This window comes from Micromonospora sp. DT62 (assembly GCF_049847285.1).
Taxonomy (GTDB): Bacteria; Actinomycetota; Actinomycetes; order Mycobacteriales; family Micromonosporaceae; genus Micromonospora; species Micromonospora reichwaldensis.
Genome location: NZ_JBNCOB010000028.1, coordinates 29,343 through 45,458, shown reverse-complemented (window position 1 = coordinate 45,458; position 16,116 = coordinate 29,343). Strand labels below are relative to the sequence as shown.

Annotated in this window: 15 protein-coding genes; 3 read left to right on the top strand and 12 right to left on the bottom strand. The window is 74.7% G+C overall.

All coding sequences use genetic code 11. The features are described 5' to 3' along the window. Positions 1–88 precede the first annotated feature (88 nt). Positions 89–355 carry a 30S ribosomal protein S20 gene (gene rpsT, locus ACPXCB_RS26980; protein WP_425878544.1) on the top strand — a complete coding sequence of 89 codons (267 nt, stop codon included), beginning with the start codon at positions 89–91 and terminating at the stop codon, positions 353–355. Positions 356–934: 579 nt separating this feature from the next. Here the strand turns inward: rpsT and ACPXCB_RS26975 are convergent. The 10 genes from ACPXCB_RS26975 to pepN form a co-directional block, all read right to left on the bottom strand. Beyond that, a complete protein-coding gene (locus ACPXCB_RS26975) occupies positions 935–1,456 on the bottom strand; it encodes a hypothetical protein (RefSeq protein ID WP_425878542.1) in 522 nt (173 codons plus the stop codon). After that, positions 1,453–2,433 (bottom strand): DNA polymerase III subunit delta, encoded by a 981-nt coding sequence (holA, locus tag ACPXCB_RS26970; RefSeq protein WP_425878541.1) that lies wholly within the window; start codon positions 2,431–2,433, stop codon positions 1,453–1,455. Before holA ends, ACPXCB_RS26975 begins: the two co-directional genes overlap by 4 nt. A gap of 123 nt (positions 2,434–2,556) precedes the next feature. Beyond that, positions 2,557–5,034 (bottom strand): ComEC/Rec2 family competence protein, encoded by a 2,478-nt coding sequence (locus tag ACPXCB_RS26965; protein ID WP_425878539.1) that lies wholly within the window; start codon positions 5,032–5,034, stop codon positions 2,557–2,559. Further along, positions 5,031–5,861 (bottom strand): helix-hairpin-helix domain-containing protein, encoded by an 831-nt coding sequence (locus ACPXCB_RS26960; RefSeq protein WP_425878607.1) that lies wholly within the window; start codon positions 5,859–5,861, stop codon positions 5,031–5,033. The genes ACPXCB_RS26965 and ACPXCB_RS26960 overlap by 4 nt, the downstream gene beginning before the upstream one ends. A 359-nt stretch (positions 5,862–6,220) precedes the next feature. Next, the gene (locus tag ACPXCB_RS26955) at positions 6,221–6,790 is read right to left on the bottom strand and encodes a DinB family protein (RefSeq protein WP_425878537.1); all 570 of its coding nucleotides are present in this window, start codon (positions 6,788–6,790) and stop codon (positions 6,221–6,223) included. A 74-nt stretch (positions 6,791–6,864) separates the two neighbouring features. Continuing rightward, entirely contained in the window at positions 6,865–7,725 is an 861-nt protein-coding gene (locus ACPXCB_RS26950) for a DegV family protein (RefSeq protein ID WP_425878535.1), read from the bottom strand. A gap of 39 nt (positions 7,726–7,764) precedes the next feature. After that, positions 7,765–8,391 carry a histidine phosphatase family protein gene (locus ACPXCB_RS26945; protein ID WP_425878533.1) on the bottom strand — a complete coding sequence of 209 codons (627 nt, stop codon included), beginning with the start codon at positions 8,389–8,391 and terminating at the stop codon, positions 7,765–7,767. Further along, entirely contained in the window at positions 8,388–8,798 is a 411-nt protein-coding gene (rsfS, locus tag ACPXCB_RS26940) for a ribosome silencing factor (protein WP_425878531.1), read from the bottom strand. Before rsfS ends, ACPXCB_RS26945 begins: the two co-directional genes overlap by 4 nt. A gap of 110 nt (positions 8,799–8,908) precedes the next feature. Continuing rightward, positions 8,909–9,505 (bottom strand): nicotinate-nucleotide adenylyltransferase, encoded by a 597-nt coding sequence (nadD, locus tag ACPXCB_RS26935; protein WP_132240431.1) that lies wholly within the window; start codon positions 9,503–9,505, stop codon positions 8,909–8,911. A gap of 115 nt (positions 9,506–9,620) precedes the next feature. Beyond that, positions 9,621–12,137, bottom strand: a complete 2,517-nt coding sequence (pepN, locus tag ACPXCB_RS26930; protein ID WP_425878529.1) for an aminopeptidase N — start codon at positions 12,135–12,137, stop codon at positions 9,621–9,623. Positions 12,138–12,207: 70 nt separating this feature from the next. Between pepN and ACPXCB_RS26925 the strand changes: the two genes are divergently transcribed. Further along, the gene (locus ACPXCB_RS26925; protein WP_151452795.1) at positions 12,208–12,426 is read left to right on the top strand and encodes a DUF397 domain-containing protein; all 219 of its coding nucleotides are present in this window, start codon (positions 12,208–12,210) and stop codon (positions 12,424–12,426) included. A 70-nt stretch (positions 12,427–12,496) separates the two neighbouring features. Here ACPXCB_RS26925 and ACPXCB_RS26920 read toward each other — a convergent pair whose 3' ends face one another. Continuing rightward, positions 12,497–13,873, bottom strand: a complete 1,377-nt coding sequence (locus ACPXCB_RS26920) for a cellulase family glycosylhydrolase (protein ID WP_425878528.1) — start codon at positions 13,871–13,873, stop codon at positions 12,497–12,499. A 252-nt stretch (positions 13,874–14,125) separates the two neighbouring features. Further along, positions 14,126–14,518, bottom strand: a complete 393-nt coding sequence (locus tag ACPXCB_RS26915) for a hypothetical protein (RefSeq protein WP_425878526.1) — start codon at positions 14,516–14,518, stop codon at positions 14,126–14,128. Positions 14,519–14,815: 297 nt separating this feature from the next. On the opposite strand from ACPXCB_RS26915, the gene ACPXCB_RS26910 reads away from it, so the two are divergent. Further along, positions 14,816–16,063, top strand: coding sequence for a cytochrome P450 (locus ACPXCB_RS26910; protein ID WP_425878524.1), 1,248 nt, complete (start codon positions 14,816–14,818; stop codon positions 16,061–16,063). Positions 16,064–16,116 lie beyond the last annotated feature (53 nt).

Below are 16,116 nucleotides of genomic sequence, written 5' to 3'. Positions count from 1 at the left end.
CTGGTAACCTGGCTCTTCGCGCAGCGATGACGCATGCTCGTCGGGCGCGGAAGCAGACCAACCCGAGCTATCAAGACGAGGCTGTCGCGTGGCGAACATCAAGTCCCAGATCAAGCGCAACCGGCAGAACGAGAAGCGCCGGCTGCGTAACAAGTCGGTCAAGTCGTCGCTGAAGACCGCGGTCCGGAAGTTCAACGAGGCCGCTGAGGCTGGTGACGCCGAGAAGGCCGCCATCCTCATGCGGGACGCCTCGCGCAAGCTGGACAAGGCGGTCAGCAAGGGCGTGATCCACTCGAACCAGGCCGCGAACCGCAAGTCCGCGATCGCCAAGCGCGTGGTGTCGCTCTCCGCCTGACGAGGCGACCTCAGACCTGACCGGATGCCCCGGGGCACGACCCGGGGCATCCGGCTGTCTGCGTTTCACGCGCTGTGCTGCGGGTGCGCCGTCGTCCGCCATGGCCTGACGTCGTCCGCCATGGCCTGACGTCGTCCGCCGTGGCCTGACGTCGGCTCGCCGGCGGCCCCTCGGCCCACCCCGCAGGTCGGCCCGACCGGGCGTCGTTCGCCGTGGCGAGCGTCGTTCGCGGCGGCTCTTTGTGGCTTGCCGTGGCCGGGCGTCGTTCGCGGCGGTCGAGCGTCGTTCGCGGGGGCTCTCGTGGCTCGCTGTCGGTCGCACAGCAGATCTTGGCAGGAACGGGCCCTCACCGGGGCCGTTGCCTTCCAAGGTCTCAAGCGGGGCGACTCCGGGTGGGCCACGGCCTGCCAGGCACGGATCGGTCGCCGGGTCGCCGTCGGGTCGGTTGCCAGGTCGCCGTCAGGTCGGTTGCCAGGTCACCGTCGGGTCGGTTGCCAGGTCGCCGTCGGGTCGGTTGCCAGGTCGCCGTCGGGTCGGTTGCCAGGTCGCCGTGACCGACCTCCGGTCGGCGGCGGATCGTCAGCTCAGCGGATCGGGGTGGGCACGCTGCGGGCCGAACTCGGCGTCCGCCCGGCCGCCGTCGCGCTCCCCTAAGCCGTGCTGCGCGTCCAGGTACACCTGCCGGTCGCGTACGGCACGCGTAGCGTGCGGCGCCGGCGACGCCGTGACGACGACGCCCGGCACGGTGTGCGCGACCCAGTCGACCCTGGCCCGCCCGACCACCGGCTCCATCTGCTGGCGGAAGCGGTCCCGTTCCTGCTCGGGCACGAGGGCGGCGGTGCGGACCACCATCGCGGCCACCATGTCGTTGAGCTTCACCATCGCGGCCACCGTGGCGGGCAGGACGAGCACCGACCACCAGGTGACCAGCTCGGCGAGGGCGAGCAGCGCGGCGAGCGCGACGGCGCCCTCGAAGAAGAGGAAGCAGAGCACCCCGCCCGGGTTGACGAAGCGCAGCCGGAGCAGGCGCGCGTAGAGCGGACGGTACCGCTCCTCGTCGGCGGGGATCGTGGCCCACGAGCCGCGGGGTGCTCCGCTCACCGGGCGCCACCCTGCCGGGCGGCGGCGACCGAGAACACGGCCCGCTCCAGCGCGTACGCGCGGTCGTCCGAGCCACCCTTGACGGCCGCGTTGCACTCGGCCGCGGCCCGCATCGCCTCGACCAGCCCTTCGGGCGTCCAGCCACGGGCCCGCTGCTGGGCGGACCTGATCTTCCACGCCGGCATGCCGAGGGTGCTCGCCAACTGGAAGGGGTCGCCCCGACCGGCGGCGGCCACCCGGGCCACGGTGCGGACGCCGTCGGCGATCGCGTCGGCGATCGGCACCGGGTCGACCCCCACGTGCAGCGCCCAGCGCAGCGCCTCCAGCGCCGCCGGCACGTCGCCCACCATGGCGGCGTCGGCGACGGTGAAACCGGTCACCTCGACCCGGCCCCGGTAGTAGCGGGAGACCGTGTCGGCGCCGATGCGCCCGTCGGTGTCGGCCATCAGCTGGGAGCAGGCGGCGGCCAGCTCGCGCATGTCGTTGCCGACCGCCGCGATGAGCGCCTCGGCCGCGTCGTCGGTGCACTTCCCGCCGGCTCGGCGGATCTCGTCCCGGACGAAGGCCACCCGGTCGCGGTGCCCCTTGAGCTTTGCCGCCGGCACCACCGTCGCGCCGGCCGCCTTCAGCCCGTCGGCGAACGCCTTGCCCTTGGCCCCGCCGAGGTGCAGCACGATCAGTTGCACGTCCGGGTCGGGATTCTTCGCGTACGCCAGCAGGGCCGCCACCAGGTCCTTGCGGGCGTCCTGGCCGGCGCGCAGCACCAGCACCCGTCGCCCGCCGAAGAGGGACGGGCTGAGCATCTCGGCGATCTCGCCGACGACGAGGGCACCGGCCTGGTATTCGCGGACGTCCACGTCGGGGTCGACGCTGCGGGCCTTCGCGACGGCTTCGGTGACCGCGCGCGTGGCGAGCAGCTCCTCGTCGCCGAGGACGAGCAGAATAGGAGCGAGGCTGGCGGCGGTCACGCCGCCCATATTCGCACGGCCGGCGGCCGGATCCAGTCTGCTCGTCGGCACTCCGGTTGCGGAGCCCGCACTCAGCGCAAATCCAGACATTTACCTCAGTGGACCACCAAAGCCGATAATCGACGTCGATTCCTACCGTTGTCGGCCCGGCGGCGTGCCGCGTGTCGCCACCCCCAGACCGGCTCGGCCGAGCACCGCCGCCACGTCCCCCTCCGTGTCGGTACGCAGCACCCGCGCCCCGCCCCGGGCCAGCCGCCCGAGCACCGCCGGATTGGGATGCCCGTAGGTGTTGCCCGTTCCCACCGGCACCAGGGCCACCACGGGACGCACCGCGTCCAGGAAGGCCGGGTCCTGGTAGGCCGACCCGTGGTGCGCGACCTTCAGCACCTCGGCCCGCAGACCGCCCGGCGAGGTGTCGTCCAGCAGCGCCCGCTGCTCCTCGGTCTCGGCGTCCCCGGCGAGCAGGATCCGTACGCCGGAGACGGTGGCGAGCAGCATCAGCGAGTTGTTGTTGGGATCCGACCGGGTGCCGCGCATCGGGCGGGGCGGGCCGATGACGGTGAACTCGACGCCACCTTCCCGGTACCGCCACCCGGCCGCGCCCGCCACCACGTCGACGGAGTGCGCCGCGGCCTCGGCGAGGACCAGTTCCCGCCCTGCGGCGGGCTCGGACCACTGCGGGGTGAGCACGGCACCCACCGGTCGCCCCCGGAACACGCCCGCCACGCCGCCGGTGTGGTCGACGTGGAAGTGGCTGACCACCAGCAGCGCGACCTCCCGTACGCCCAGCCGACGCAGGCAGCCGTCCGCCGCCCCCGGGTCCGGCCCGGCGTCGACCACCACCGCCCGGCCGGCCGCCACCGGCAGCACGACGGTGTCGCCCTGGCCGACCGCGCAGGCGGCGACCACCCAGCCCGCCGGGGGCCAGCCGGGGGCGGCCAGCCGTACGGGCAGCGTGCCGGCCACGACGGCGACGACGACCACCGCCACCAGCCGGCGGACGACCGGGTGCCGGGTGGCCACCAGCAGCGCGACGGTCAGCCCGGTCAGCAGCAGGGCCCCCGGCACCCCGCCCGGCCACGGCAGCGTGCCCGCCGGCAGCCGCGCGCCGTGCCGCGCCACCATGACCAGCCACCAGGCCGGCCAGCTGGCCAGCCACGCGACGAACTCCGCCCCGGCCGGCCAGACGGGCGACACCGCCGCCGCCAGCACCCCGAGCACCGTGGCGGGCGCGATGGCCGGCACCGCCAGCAGGTTCGCCGGCACGGCGACCAGGCTCACCGTGCCCGAGATCCCGGCCACCACCGGGGCGCAGGCGAGCTGCGCGGCCGCCGGCACGGCCAGCGCCTCGGCGAGCCCGGCCGGCACCCCGCGCCGACGCAGCCCGTCGCGCCACCTCGGGGCGAGCAGCAGCAGACCGCCGGTGGCCAGCACGGAGAGCGCGAAGCCGGCGTCGCCGGCCAGCTCCGGGTCGACCAGCACCAGCACGGCCACCCCGGCGGAGAGGGCGGGCAGCGCCGCCCGGGGGCGTCCGGCCGCCAACGCCGCCAGCCCGATGGCGCCCATGGTGGCGGCGCGTACCACGCTCGGCGAGGGACGGACCAGGATGACGAAGCCCACCAACGCCAGCCCGCAGAGCCCGGCGGCCAGCCACGGCCCGGCCCGCGCCCACCGCGCCAGCAGCAGCACCGCCCCTACGACGATGGCCACGTTGGAACCGGAGACCGCGTTCAGGTGGGTCATGCCGGTGGCGAGGAAGTCCTCCTCGACGGTGGGCGGCAGCCGGCTCGTGTCGCCGACCACCAGGCCGGGCAGCAGCCCGCCCTGCTCGTCGGGGAGCGGCAGGCAGGCGCGTTGCAGGCCGGCCCGCAACGATCCGGCGGCGCGCTGCGGCGACGGGGCGGCCCCGTGCGGCACCGGCGGTCCGGCCGCGCTCAGCACCGCCGCGGTCAGGTCGCCGCCGCGCGGGGCGGCGAGCCGTCCTTCTGCGGTCAGCCGCTGACCGGGCAGCAGCCCCCGCCAGGCGGGATCGGTGGCGAGGACCAGCACGTGGGCCGGCGTCGCGACCCGTCGTCCGTCCGGGCCGGTGAACCAGGTCAGCTCGGCCGGCACGAGCAGGGTGGCCGGGCGCCCGGCGACGCCGCGTACGGGGCGTGGATCGTCGCGGACGACCAGTTCGGCGGTGACGACCGCCCGCTCCTCGACCAGGGCGCGGACGGGACCGGAGTCGCGCACGGACAGCCGCGCGGCGGTGGCCGTCGCGCCGCAGACGACGCCGAGCAGCACGGCGACGGCGATCCAGCCGTACCGCCGGACGGGGTCGGCCGGCCGCCCGAGGACGCCGGCCAGGTGCAGCCCGCCCAGCCCGGCCGCCCCGGCGGCCACCGCCGCCAGGAGCATGGTCCCGCTGACGGTCAGGTGCAGCCCGGCCAGCGCGGCGAGCCAGGTGGCCACCGCCAGTCCGGCCAGCCGCAGGTCGATGGCCGCCGCGGCCCGCTCGCCCCCGGCGTCGACGCCGGAGGCCTCGGGACCGGACGGGCCGGTGCCGGACGAGCCGGAGCCAGGGCCAGGACCGGAGTCGGGCGAGCCCAGCGCGCCGCCGGTCGTCACACCGTCACCAGGTCCTTGAGCTGCTCGTAGCGGGCGTCGCCGATGCCGTCGACCTGGCGCAGGTCGCCGACCGAGCGGAAGCCGCCCTGCTGGTCGCGGTGGGTGAGGATGCGCTGGGCGAGCACCGGCCCGACGCCCGGCAGCGCGTCGAGCTGCGCGAGCGTCGCGGTGTTGAGGTTGAGCCGGCCACCCGCGCCGGGCGCCCCCGGCGCGCCGCCGGGAGCCGCCCCGGGCGGGGGTGCCGCCCCTGGCGGTGCCGTGACGCCGACCAGGATCAGTTCCCCGTCGGTGACCTTGCGGGCGGGATTGAGCAGGGCCACGTCCACCCCTGGCAGCGCCCCGCCGGCTGCCTCCACGGCGTCGGCGACCCGCGCGCCGGCCGGCACCCGGACCAGCCCGGGACGGCGTACCTTGCCGGCGACCGCGACCACCAGCTCGCCGGCCGACGTGGCGGCCGGTTCCGCGAGGCCGGTCACCGTCGCATCGGATGCCTCGGCGGTGGCGACCGGGCGGACCGGCTCGGTCTGCGGCCGGGACCGCCAGGCCCAGAAGCCGGCCCCGAGCACCACCAGCACGGCGACGGCGGCCAACGCCCGCACTCCCCGCCGGCCGGGGTCGAACGCCCCGGGCCCCGGCAACCGGGACGCCACACCGGCCTCGGGGGCATGGGTCGGCAGGTCGGGCTCCGGCGGCCCCGCCGCGCCGGCGGGCGACGTCGGTGTACGGGGCGGCGACGCCGGTGTGCCGGGCAGCGACGCCGGTGTGCGGGGCGGCAGCGCCACGACCGGCTCCGGCACCCCGACCGGGCCCAGACGGTCGCCGGACAGCCCGGCGGGCCTCCGATGACCGCCGGACAGCCCGGCCGGCCCCTGACGGTCGTCGAACTGCCCGGCGGGTTCGCCGGTCCGTTCCAGGGGATCGGCGGACCCGCCGGGGTGCGCCGGTGCGGCGCCCGACGGCCAGCCCGCCACCAGCTGACGCAGTCGTTCCCGGACCACCGTCTCCTCGTCTTCTGACACGACGCGAAGCTAGGTCCGCGAGCCCGGGGCGCGCGGCCGGCCGGGGCACGGCTGTGGATGACGGCACCGCCTGTGGACAACCGCCTGATCATGCGGGTGATGTGCTAGGGCGGCGAGGAACGGCAGCTCAGCGCGCGTCGAAACCCGGACCGCTCACCTGCCCCGTCCTAGCGGTTGCTGGCGGCGAGGGCAGCCTGCTCCACCCGCTGGCGGTGGTCCCGCCACCACGGCTCGTCAGCGGGTGGCAGGTTGTCGTTACTCGGAAGCAGCCCGGCCGCGCCGTCGATCAGCTCGCGCACGATGTCCGCGTGGCCGGCGTGCCGTTGTGTCTCCGCGACGACGTGGACCAGGACGCGGTGCAGTGTGACCGCGGCATCGCCCCACCACGGCACCCGGCCGACGTCGTCGAGCGCGAGGGCTTCGATGGTGGTGTCGGCGTGGGAGCTGGCGCGACGGTACAACGCGACGATCTCTTCGCGGCTCTCGTCCGCGGTCGCCCACATGTCGGCATTGGCCTCGGCGGCGTCGCCGACGTACGGCAGCTCCTGCTCGAACGGCCGGCCGAACACGACGCCGAAGTAGAGGATCTCCATGGCCGCCGCGTGCTTCACCAGGCCGAGCAGGTTGGTCGCGGTCGGGGTCAGCGGGCGCCGGGCGTCGTACTCGCTGAGGCCGTCGAGCTTCCACAGCAGCGCGTCACGGCCGCCCCTCAGGTAGCTGTGCAGGTCGTCCTTCATCGGGTCACGATGGCATCCGGACGGGTGCCGTCGCTGCCCCGCCTGATCGACAGCGATCACGGCCGGCAGGACACCTAGCCGCTGACCGGCGGGCGGCGGTGCACGACGACGCAGGCCAGGCCGGGCCCGGCGTGCGCGGCGACCACGGCGCCGGCCTCCGAGACGTACGAGTCGTGCAGGCGGTCGCCCAGCCGGGCCGTCAGCGCCTCCAGCAGCGCCTCCGCCCGCTGCGGCGCGGCGAGGTGGTGCACGGCCAGGTCGACGTCGGCGTCGCCGGCGGCCTCGACGGCCAGGTCGGCCAGCCGCGCCACGCCCCGGCTGGCCGTACGCACCTTGTCCCTGAGGACGATCGCGCCGTCCGGCATGTGCATGATCGGCTTGACCGACAGGGCGGTGCCGAGCAGCGCCTCGGCGGCGCCGATCCGGCCGCCCCGGCGGAGGAACTCCAGCGTGTCGACGTAGAACCAGATGCTGGTACGGGCGATGGCGTCGACGGCGGCGTCGCGCACCGCCGACAGGTCCTCGCCCCGCTCGGCGGCCGTGGCGGCGGCGACGGCGGGGAAGCCGAGGCCCATGCCGGTCGAGCGGCTGTCGACCACGGCGACCCGGTCGTCGAACCCGGCGGCGGCCAGCCGGGCGGCCTCCACCGTGCCGGAGAGCTCGGCCGACAGGTGCACCGAGACGATCCCGTCGGCGCCCGCGTCGAACAGCTCCCGGTACGTCTGGGCGAACTGCTCCGGCGCGGGGCGGGAGGTGCTCACCGAGACGCGCCGGCCGCCGAGCGCCCGGGTGGCGTCGGAGGGGGTGGTCTCCACCCCCTCCAGCCCTTCGGCGCCGTTGAGCACGACGGCCAGCGGCACCACCGTCAGCCGGTGCACATGCAGCAGCTCGGGCGGGAGGTAGGCGGTGGAGTCGGTGACGACCGCGACGGGCATGCCCGGCACGCTAGCCGATGTCGTCGGTGAACGCCCGGGTCAGACGGCCTCGGTGGCCGGGACGGTGATCAGGCCGACGTTGTGGGCGCGCAGGTGCCAGCCCCGGGTGGCGTCGTGGCGCAGCTCGGTCCAGTGGCAGTTCTGCAGCGGGCCGATGGTGCGCAGGACGGCATGCTCCCAGCCGAGCAGGTGGCCGCAGCCCTGCCGGGCCGCGCCGCCGTGGGTGGCCACCACCACGGTGCCGCCGGGCACGGCGTCGGCGGCGTCGGACAGGGCCGCGCCCATCCGCTTGCCAAGGTCGTCCAGGGTCTCGATGCCGGCGCCCGGGTCCGGGTCGCCGGCCCGCCAGCGGGCGAACTCGGCGGGGTGCCGCTCGGCGGCCTCGGTGAGGGCGAGCCCCTGCCAGGAACCGAAGTGCCGCTCCCGCAGCCGTGGGTCGGTGCGCACCGGCAGCCCGGTCAGCGCGGCCAGCGCGTCGGCGGTGTCCGCCGCGCGGCTCAGGTCGCTGGCCACGATGGCGTCGGGCCGCAGCCCGGCCAGCAGGGGCGCCGCGGTGCGGGCCTGCTCGCGGCCGAGGTCGTTGAGCGGTACGTCGGTCTGCCCCTGGACCCGGCTGGCGGCGTTCCAGTCGGTGTTGCCGTGCCGCCAGATGATCAGGCGGGTCATTCCGCGGTGGTGGAGCCGGTGCCGGACTCGGCGTCGACGAGGTCGCGGTCGACGAACGGGATCGTCGGGCAGTCCTTCCAGAGCCGGTCGAGGGCGTAGAACTCGCGCTCCTCGGTGTGCTGGACGTGCACCACGACGTCGACGTAGTCGAGCAGCACCCACCGGCCGCCCCGCTCGCCCTCGCGCCGGATCGGCTTGGCCTTCTCCGGCAGCTCCAGCAGCCGCTCCTCGATGGCATCGACGATGGCGAGCACCTGACGCTCGTTGGGAGCCGCGGCGAGCAGGAACGCGTCGGTGATGGCGAGCTGGTCGCCCACGTCGATGATGACGATGTCCTGCGCCTTCTTGTCGGCCGCGGCCTGGGCGGCGGCGATGGCCAACTCGTGGGCGCGTTCGGAAATTGTCACCGTTCTCCTTCGATCAACCGTGCGATCCTCCAAGCGTCTCACACCCGGTGGAATCCCGACTCGTCAGTTCTGGCGCGTTACCCGCCCGAACCGTCCCATACCGGGCCGAATCACGGCTGATAGAGCCGTCGCTTGGCGATGTACTGCACCACACCGTCCGGCACCAGATACCAGACCGGCTCCCCCCGGGCGACCCGGGCCCGGCAGTCCGTGGACGAGATGGCCATGGCCGGGACCTGCACCAGGCTCACCGTGTCGGCCGGTAGGTGCGCGGCGGTCAACTCGAAGCCCGGCCGGGTCACCCCGATGAAGTGGGCCAGCTCGAAGATCTCGTCCAGGTCCTTCCAGGAGAGGATCCGCTCCAGCGCGTCGGCCCCGGTGATGAAGAACAGCTGCACCTTCGGGCCGTACTCGGCGTGCAGGTCACGCAGGGTGTCGACGGTGTAGGTGGGCCCGCCCCGGTCGATGTCCACCCGGCTGACCTGGAAGCGCGGGTTGGAGGCGGTGGCGATGACCGTCATCAGGTAGCGGTCCTCCGCCGGGCTGACCGGCTCGTCCGCCTTCTGCCACGGCTGGCCGGTGGGGACGAAGACCACCTCGTCCAGCCCGAACCGGTCCGCCACCTCGCTGGCCGCGACGAGGTGCCCGTGGTGGATCGGGTCGAAGGTGCCGCCCATGATCCCGACCCGCCGGATGTCTTCCTCCACCCCGCGATCCTAGGCCGGGCGGAACCGGCGGCCCCGAGGGGCCGCCGGACCGTCCCCGTCCGGCGGCTCAGCCTCGGCGCCCTCGGGTGGCCGCCGGCGGCCACCCCGTCGGCCGTCAGGCCGCCGCCGCGGCGACCGCCGTCCGGGCGACCAGGGCGCGGCGCAGGTCGTCGTCCGCGTCGGTCACCACGCGGCGCAGGCCGGGGGTGACGTCGTCGCGGGCCAGCAGCGCCGCGGCCGCCTCCCGGGTGGGCTGCGCCACGGCGTGCCGGGGGAAGGCCAGTCTCGCGACATGGTCGGCCACCCAGGGCGTACGCGCCCGCGCGGCGGCCGGCATGTCGGCGAAGTACCGCTCGACGTAGCCGGCGGTCAGCCCGGCCTGCTCCGGCTGCCAGAACCCCTCCGCGGTCGCCTCGACGAGCCGGTTCGACAGCTCGGTGTTCGACACGACGATCTCCCACGCGGCCCGCTTGGCGGCCGGATCGGGCAGCGCCGCGCGGCAGCGGGCGGCCCGCTCGGCACCGGCGGCACTCGGGTCGGCCGCGGCCTCGGCGTCGACCTCCGCCGCGCCGGCCGCGCCGAGCACCACCAGCCGCAGCAGCAGCGCCCAGCGCAGCTCGGCGTCGACCGCCAGCCCCGGCGGGACGTCCCGGCCGGCGAGCCAGCCGGCCAGCCGGTCCGCGTCGGTGCTGGCGGCGATCCAGCCCCGGGCCGCCGCGAGCTGGAGCGAGCCGCCCGCCGGGGCGCCGTCGAGCAGTTTCCGGCAGGCGGCGGCGACCTGCGCCAGGGCGGCCTCGCGGGCGGGCGGGTCGAGGTAGCGGTCGACCAGCGAGCGGCTGAGCGCGAGCACGTCCTCGGCGATGATCACCTCGGTCTCGGCGGGGAGGGCGGCGGCGATCAGGGCCACCAGGCCGGCGACCGGACGCTCCCCGTCGGTGGCGGCGTCCAGCGCCTCGCCCCAGAGCAGCGCCCGGGCCAGCGGGTCGGCCAGGCCGGGCAGCACCAGCGGCACGGCGTCCGCCGACGCGGGGTCGAGCCGGATCTTGGCGAACGTCAGGTCGCCGTCGTTGGGCAGCAGCAGCCGGGCCGCCGGCTCGCCGACCAGCCCGGTGAGCACCGTACGGCCGTTGTCGGCGTCCGGGTCGAGGTCGACCTCCGCCCGGACGACCGTCCCGTCGGCGGCGTACCGGCCGACGCCGATGCGGTGCGGGCGCAGCACCGGGTGCGACTCGGGGGCGCTCTGCCGGATCGCCACCCGGCTGTAGCGGCCGTCCGCGTCGACGCTGACCTCGGCGCGCAGCGTGTCGACCTGCGCCGTACGCAGCCAGCGCTCCGCCCAGCCGGACAGGTCGCGCCCGGCGGCTGCGGCGAGGCTGCCGAGCAGGTCGGTCAGGGTGGCGTTGCCGAACCGGTGCTTCGCGAAGTGGGCGTTGAGGCCGGCGAGGAAGGCGTCGTCGCCGAGCCAGGCGACCAGTTGCCGCAGCACGCTGGCGCCCTTGGCGTACGAGATGCCGTCGAAGTTGAGCAGACCCTCGGCGGCATCGGCGACCTCCTCGGGCGCCACGGGGTGGGTGGAGGGGCGCTGGTCGGCCGCGTAGCCCCAGGCCTTGCGCCGCAGGGCGAAGGTCGTCCAGGCCTGGTCGAACCGGGTCGCCTCGGCGGTCACCCGGGTGCCGAGGTACTCCGCGAAGGACTCGTTCAGCCACAGGTCGTCCCACCAGCGCATGGTGACCAGGTCGCCGAACCACATGTGCGCCATCTCGTGGGCGATGGTGGTGGCGCGCTGCTCCCGCTCGGTGTCGGTGACCGCGGAGCGGAAGACGTAGTCGTCGCGGAAGGTGACAAGGCCCGGGTTCTCCATCGCGCCGGCGTTGAACTCCGGCACGAACGCCTGGTCGTACTTGCCGAACGGGTAGCGCTCGGCGAAGAGCTGGTGGAACCGGTCGAGGCACTGCCCGGTGACCGTGAGGATCTCCTCGGCGTCGGCGTCCAGGTGGGCCGCCAGGGAGCGCCGGCAGTAGACGCCGAGCGGGATGCCGTCGTGCTCGCCGCGCCGGATGTGCCAGGGGCCGGCGATCAGCGAGACGAAGTACGTGGCCAGCGGCGCCGTCGGGGCGAACTCCCAGCGCCCGGGGCGCGGCGTGGCGGCGAGCTGGCCGTTGGCCGCGACGGTCCACTCCGGCGGGGCGGTGACCGACATGGTGACCGGGGCCTTCAGGTCGGGCTGGTCGAAGGCGGCGAAGATGCGCTGCGCGTTGTCCAGGAAGGACATCGCGTAGAGGTAGGTCTCGCCGTCGGCGGGGTCGACGAAGCGGTGCATCCCCTCCCCGGTGTTCGAGTACGCCATCTCGGCGGCGACGGTGAGCGTGTTGGCCTCGGCCAGCCCGGTCAGCGGCAGCCGGTTGTCGTCCAGCGTGGCCGGGTCGACGTCGCGGTCGTTGAGTCGTACCGCCAGCAGTTTCGCGGGTTGGACCTCGACGAAGGTCTCCGCGCCGGGGGTCGCCCGGAAGCGGATGGTGACGTCGGAGCGGAACCGCTCGCCGTCGCCGGTCAGGTCGAGGTCCACGTGATAGGACTCGACGGTGATCGCCGCGCCACGCGCGGTCGCCTCTACACGGGTCAGGCTCGGCATCCGCTTATCCTGCCCGATGGGGAACCGTGCGTGTTTCCCTCATGACCCCCTGGCACTGGAGGACTGAACGATGGCTTCGCACCCCAAGGGTGACTTCGACCTCTCCCGGGCGGTCTGGCAGCGGGCCGAGGGCGACACCTCCGAGAGCGCCGTCGAGGTCGCCTTCGTCGACGATCTGATCGGCATGCGCAACTCCGCCGAGCCGGAGGGCCCGGTCCTGGTCTTCACCCAGGCCGAGTGGGACGCCTTCGTCGCCGGCGCCCAGGACGGCGAGTTCGACCTGGACTGAGGTCGGGCCGACCGCTGCCTGCCCGACCGTGCGGGCCGGGCTGACCACGCCCGGCCCGCACGGTCGGCCGTCAGGTGGCGGCGCAGGTCAGCGGCGGAACGGGGTTGGTGCCGCTCCACGAGCCGAGGAAGCCGATGACCGTGTCGGCACCCGGGCCGAGGCTGCCGTTGTAGCTCACGTTGCGCGCGGCGACGGCGGATCCGCTGGTGGTGACCGTCGCGTTCCATGCCTGGTTGACGGCCTGGCCGGAGGCGAGGTCCCACGTCACGGTCCAGCCGCTGATCGCCGCGCTCCCGGCGGTGATCCGGATCTCCCCCTGGAAGCCGCCCGGCCACTGGCCCACGATCCGGTAGGCGGCGGTGCAGGACTTGCTGCCGCCGGTGGGCGTGGGGGTGGGGGTGGGCTGAGCCGTCGGGGTCGGCTGAGCCGTCGGGCTGACCGTGGGCGTCACCGTCGCGGTGGGGCTCGGCCCACCGCCGAAGATCGTGGCCTCCCTGGCGGTGGCCCTGATGCCGTTGGCGCCGTTGAAGATCCGCTCGCCCCAGCTGGTGAGCCGCGCGGGGTCGAAGCTGGTGGCCATGTCCAGGATCGGGTCGGTGTTGCCGCTCCAGGACCAGCCGAGGTAGCCCAGCCCACGGGCCTGCGACTCGGCCAGGATCGTCTCGTGGTCGACCTCGTTGGCGTTGAACCGCCAGCCGAACTCGCCGATGACCAGTGGCCACCCGTTGTCCTCGAACCGGTCCAGGTAGTCGGTGATGGCCGTGGCCGTGTTGAACACCGCGTACATGTGGATGGAGAGCACGGTGTTCCGCCGGCTGTCAGCGTCCAGGATCGCCTGCGCGTTGTCCCGCATGACGTACTGCCAGTCCTGACCCCAGTTGGGCGCGTCGACCATGAGCAGGTGCTCGAAGCCGCTGGCGCGCATCTTCGTGATCGCGGCGGTGGTCGCGGCGGTCCACTGGCCGGCGTTGACGTTGCCGATCGGCTCGTTGCCGATGTTGATGACGACGTAGTTCTCCTGGCCGACGAGCGCGCTCTTCTGGCTGATCCAGTAGTCGACCGCCTCGTCGAGCGACGCGGCGGCGCCCTCCTCGCCGTAGCCGGTGGTGTCGTGGACCTCCAGTACGCAGATCAGCCGGTTCTGCTTGCACAGTGAGATCACGTCGGCGACGTCGGTGGACGGACCCCAGCGCTTGCCGCTGCCCAGCACCACCCGGACGGTGTTGGCGCCGAGCGCCTTGACGTCGGCGAACGAGTCGGTCTCGCCCGTGTACCAGACGTGGGGGTGGTTGACACCTCGCATGACGAACGGCTGGCCGTTCGCCTCGACGATGTTGCGTCCGTCGACGTGCAGTCCCACGGCCGCGTCCGCCGGCTTGACGAACAACAGGACGGACGCGGCGACGGCGAGCAACGCAGCGCCGACGGAGAGAAGCCTTCTCTTCATGGCCTACCTCAGGGTGAGGCCCCGACGGATCGGGGCACAGGCACGCCTGCCCAGGCGCACGCGGATCGCGGTGCGCGGCGCGCTCGTGACGAGTGCGACGTACGGGTGCGAGGCCGGCTCGGCTCTGCAACGGTGCCAAGCTACTCGTGGTCACGCCGGCTTCGCAATAGGACATCATCGATGGACTGGCCGTTCCCCCGGCCCGCGGCGGGCACGGGACCGGGTGTCCTCGTCGGTGTTCCGCCTGGTGGGCTAGTCGCCGTCGCCCCAGCCGAGCCCGCCCGGCCCCGGAGCGTGATGGAAACCGGGATGGCCGGCGACGTCGGCGCAGCGCTCGCCGTCCGGGCCGGACGCGCCGCAGAACAACCGCTCGGCCTGCTGCCACGCCTCGGCCGGCGACAGCGCCGACGCGCCCAGGGCCACCTCGGGGCGCAGCAGACTCAGCGCCTCCGCGTACCCGACGGCCAGCTCCCGGGCCGACGCCAGGTCGGCGGCGGTGAAGCCGAGGTGCACCGTGAAGAAGCGGCCCGGCCGGGCCGAGCGGCGGGGCGGCGCGATCAACGACGCGCCGGCGGCCTCCCCGGCCGCGCCGAGCGCCTCCCGTGCCTGCCGTTGCCGCCAGTACGCCGGCCTGTTGTCACGCATCTGTCCTCCCCGTGGCGATCGTGGGCGGCCTCGTCCTCCGGTGGGCCGCCCGCGTTCCGTCCGGGCCACCGCCGGGGTCGTGCCGGCGGCGGACCGGCGCGGACCGCTCCCCCGAGACAACCAGCTCGCCGCGTCCCTGGGAGGGGCCAGCAGACACGTCGTCCGCTGGCCCCTCCCCGGCACCCCCCGCGCCGCGGCCGACCCGGCGGCGGGGTTCAGGCACGCCGGCCGGGGTAGACGCAGAGGCACGGACAGCATCCGGCCGGCAACGGCCGCCACCTTCGGTCAGGAGGCCCGATGGCGACCATCCCGACGGAGCGCAGCCCGGACAGCTCGGTGGCGTTCCTGCGCGACGGCTACCGCTTCGTGGGCCGACGCTGCGACCGCCACGGCACCGACATCTTCCAGGCCCGGCTGCTGCTGGAGCCCACCATCTGCCTGCGCGGCCGGGCGGCGGCGGAGCTCTTCTACGACACCGAGCGCTTCGTCCGGGCGGGCGCCATGCCGAAGCGGGCGCAGCGCACCCTCACCGGTCGCGGCGGTGTGCAGGGCCTCGACGGGACGGACCACGCCGACCGCAAGGCCATGTTCATGTCGATCATGACGCCGGCCGCGGTCCGGCAGCTCGCGCAGCTCTTCGACGACGAGTGGCGGGCCCGCGTCCCGTCCTGGGAGTCGGGCAGGCCGGTGGTGCTCTACGACGAGGTCGGCCGGATGCTGACCCGCGCGGTCTGCGCGTGGGCCGGCGTGCCGCTCGCGAACTCCGAGGTGGACCGGCGTACCGCCGAGATGCACGCGATGATCGAAGGGCCGGCGGCGCTCGGCCCCCAGCACTGGCGTGGCCTGTGGGGCCGCCGCCGGGGCGAACGCTGGATCGGCCAGGTCGTCGACCGGCAGCGCGCCGGCATGCTCCCCGCCCCCGACGGCAGCGCGCTGCGGGTGATCGCCGAACACCGCGACGCCCACGGGCGGCTGCTCCCCCGCCGGATCGCGGCCGTCGAGCTGCTCAACGTGCTGCGGCCCACGGTCGCCGTCGACCGCTTCGTCGTCTTCGCCGCGCTGGCCCTGCACGACCACCCGGCCTGGCGGGAACGCGTCCGGGAGAGCGACGAGGCCGCCGAGAGCTTCGTGCAGGAGGTACGCCGCTACTACCCCTTCTTCGCCGTGGCCGCCGCCCGGGTCCGGCGCTCGTTCGACTGGCAGGGCTACCACTTCCCGCGCGGCCGGCGGGTGCTGCTCGACCTGTACGGCACCAACCACCACCCGGCGCTCTGGCCGGAACCCGAGCGGTTCCGGCCAGAGCGCTTCACCGGTTGGCGGGGCGACCCGTTCGCCCTCGTGCCGCAGGGCGGCGGCGAGCACCTGACCGGTCACCGCTGCGCCGGGGAGTGGATCACGATCGAGCTGTTGAAGCGGGCCGTGACGAACCTGACCACGACGATGCGGTACGACGTGCCACCGCAGGACCTGGCGCTCAGTCTGCGTTCGATGCCGGCGCTGCCGCCGAGCGGGTTCCTGGTCACCAACGTCCGCCGCACGGCCTGAACACGACGCCGCCCCCCGGACCGCCCCACCGAAACGACGCGCCGGTTTGCCCG